Origin of the sequence: Methylobacterium sp. WL116, assembly GCF_008039455.1 — a bacterium.
Classification (GTDB): domain Bacteria; phylum Pseudomonadota; class Alphaproteobacteria; order Rhizobiales; family Beijerinckiaceae; genus Methylobacterium.
In genome coordinates this window covers 1-2,549 of the sequence record NZ_VRUV01000597.1, presented here as the reverse complement: position 1 = coordinate 2,549, position 2,549 = coordinate 1, and the positions used below count along the sequence as shown (strand labels likewise).

Annotated in this window: 4 protein-coding genes; all 4 read right to left on the bottom strand. The window is 75.7% G+C overall.

All coding sequences use genetic code 11. The features are described 5' to 3' along the window. On the bottom strand, window positions 1-786 hold a 786-nt coding region (locus FV223_RS25035; RefSeq protein WP_147729494.1), incomplete at its 3' end, for a galactosyltransferase-related protein. Continuing rightward, the gene (locus tag FV223_RS25030) at window positions 783-1,394 is read right to left on the bottom strand and encodes an SAM-dependent methyltransferase (RefSeq protein ID WP_147729493.1); all 612 of its coding nucleotides are present in this window, start codon (window positions 1,392-1,394) and stop codon (window positions 783-785) included. The genes FV223_RS25030 and FV223_RS25035, both read right to left, overlap by 4 nt. Further along, window positions 1,391-2,125, bottom strand: coding sequence for a PIG-L family deacetylase (locus FV223_RS25025; RefSeq protein WP_147729492.1), 735 nt, complete (start codon window positions 2,123-2,125; stop codon window positions 1,391-1,393). Before FV223_RS25025 ends, FV223_RS25030 begins: the two co-directional genes overlap by 4 nt. Before the next feature lie 56 nt (window positions 2,126-2,181). Further along, on the bottom strand, window positions 2,182-2,549 hold a 368-nt coding region (locus FV223_RS25020), incomplete at its 5' end, for an acyl-CoA dehydrogenase family protein (protein ID WP_147729491.1).

Sequence of the window (2,549 nt, the reverse complement as noted above, 5' to 3'; positions counted from 1 at the left end):
CACGGCGAGGCCGCCGGCGCGGTCGGCCGCCACCAGCCCGAGCCCGGCGAAGGCGTCGAGCCAGCCGTCCATCGGCCAGATCCCGTGGCGTCGGTGGAAGCGCCGGGCGTTGGCGACGATGTCGGTGAAGTGCTGCAGCGGCGGGTCGCAGGACAGGTGGTGCTGGTGGAAGGCGTGCATCCCGCCGGCGAACAGCACCGGCACCCCGGCCTGCGCCGCGCGGAAGGCGAGGTCGGTGTCCTCGGCGCCGTAGCCCGTGAAGCCCTCGTCGAAGCCGCCGATGCGGTCGTAGGTGGCGGCCCGCATCGCGAAGGCGAGCGACCAGAACAGGCCCGGTTGCGGCGCCGGGATCACGCCGGCCTCCGGGAAGCGGCGCGCCGGATGGCGGTGGCCGACCCGGTCGAGGCCGGCTTCGGTCCAGCCGTCGGAGACCGCCGCGCCCGGAAGGTAGCGGATCTCGCAGCAGATCAGCCCGTCGTGCTCGGCGACGGATGCGGCGAGCCCGGACACCAGGGTCGCGGACGGGATGCAATCGACGTCGAGGTAGACCAGGACGTCGCCGGACGCCGCGCGGCGTCCGGCGTTGCGGGCCGCGGCGAGGGGCAGGCCGTCGCGCCGCAGATGCCTGCGCCGCACCGGGAAGCCGAGATCCGGCAGCGGGCCGTCGTCGCCGCCCATCTCGACGATCACGGCCTCCGCCGGCGGCGCGCCGCGCCCGAGGCCTTCGAGCAGGCGCGCGAGATGGTGCCCGCGGCCCTTGTTCAGGGTGACGACGCTGACGCTCACGCCGAGACCTCGGCCGCGACCCCGTCCACGTGCAGCACGTCGAGGCGGTACTCGGCGGCGCGGATCCGATGCACCGGCCGTGCGAAGCGCGCATCCGCGATCAGGGCCTCGGCCGCGGCGTCGCCCGAGAGCGGATAGTCGGTCTCGCCGAGCCAGTGCACCAGCACGATGTGGCCGCCGGGCAGGATCGACGACCCGATCCGCGCCGCGATCCGCGCGACGTCCGCGCGCGAGAAGAAGTACGCCACCTCCGACAGCACGATCAGGTCGAACCGGCCCGCCGGCCACGTATCCGGGATCGCGCAGGCCTCGAAACGCACCCACGGCATCGCGGCGTTGCGGGCGCGGGCGGCGGCGAGCGCGGTCTCGACCACGTCGATGCCGAGCAGCGCCGCGCAGCGCGGCGCGAGCCGGTGGGTGAGGACGCCGATCGAGCAGCCGATCTCGAGGCCCGAGGCGTAGCGCTCGCGCGGCAGGGCTTCGAGCGTCGCGGCGTACTTGGCGGCCTCGTAGGCGCTGGTGGTGAAGCCCCACGGATCGGGATCGGGGTCGGCGCCGTAGAGCCCGGCGAAGTAATCCGGCGTCAGCGAGTCGGCGCGGCGGCTCATCGCGGCAGCTCCACGAAGCGTTCGTAGGGGCCGCACAGGCGCTCGACCATCGCCTCCGATAGGCGGAAGCCGTCCGGATCGTCGGCGATCAGCCGCGTCGTCTGCGAGGCGTGCGCCGCGACCGCCCGGCGCTTGGCGGGGCGGTGCGCCTCGACGTCGAGCCGGAATCCGGTCGGCGCCGGCCCGACCTCGCGCTCCGGCGGCAGGGTCCAGCCCCAGACCGGGTAGGCGTAGGCGCGGATGCCGGGGATCAGCGGGCGGGCGAGCCCGACGATGTCGGCCGCCGCGGTGTGATCGCAATGCGGGTCGTGGCGCCAGGTGACGAAGACCGCATCGGCCCCGCTCTCGCGCACGGCGTCCGCGATTACCTCGGCCGCGGCCTGCGCCGTCGCGCCGGTGCTCGGCACGTGCGCGTCGGGCAGGCGCAGGAAGGCGACGTGCTCGGGCGCCATCCCGAGCTCGCCGACCGCCCGGCGGGTCTCGTCCTCGCGCAAGTCGCGCAGCCGCTCGGGCGGGTACAGGCGGGAATTCGGATGCGAGCCGCAACCGTCGCTGACGACGACGAGCCGGACGGGCAGGCCGCGCGCCCGCGCCTCGGCGATCAGGCCGCCGCAGCCGAGGCTCTCGTCGTCGGGATGGGGGGCGACCACGACGAGGCCGCGCGTCGCCATCGCCGAGAGGTCGGCAACGGGCAGGGTGTCGAGGAGGGGAAGGAAGGCGTCGGCGCGCATCGGGTCTCGGCGGTTCGCAGGGCTCGGCGCGACGGGGTCGTGCGTCGATGCGGCTGTCAGGTCGGTTCGGGGTCGTGCCAGAGCGCGTGGACCGGGGCGTCGGCCCCGGCGACGTAGGCCGCCGCGCTGACGAGGGCGCCGTCGGGGGCCGGCTGGCGCAGGTAGGTCGCGAGGTCGCGCACCAGCCGCTCGAGCGGGTGGGCTTCGAGGAAGCCGGAGAGGCCGACCGAGCGCTGGGCCAGCTCGATCGCGTCGAGGCCCGCCCGCTCGACCGCGCCGCGGGCGAGGGCGACGTAGGCGACCGCCCGGTCGCCCTCGACGGGCTCCGTCGTCGCCAGCCGGGCGGCATGCTCCACGAATAGGCGCGCGGTCTCGGCGGCCGTGGCCGCCTGCCCGAGGCGGGCGCGCTGGTGCGGATCGCCGC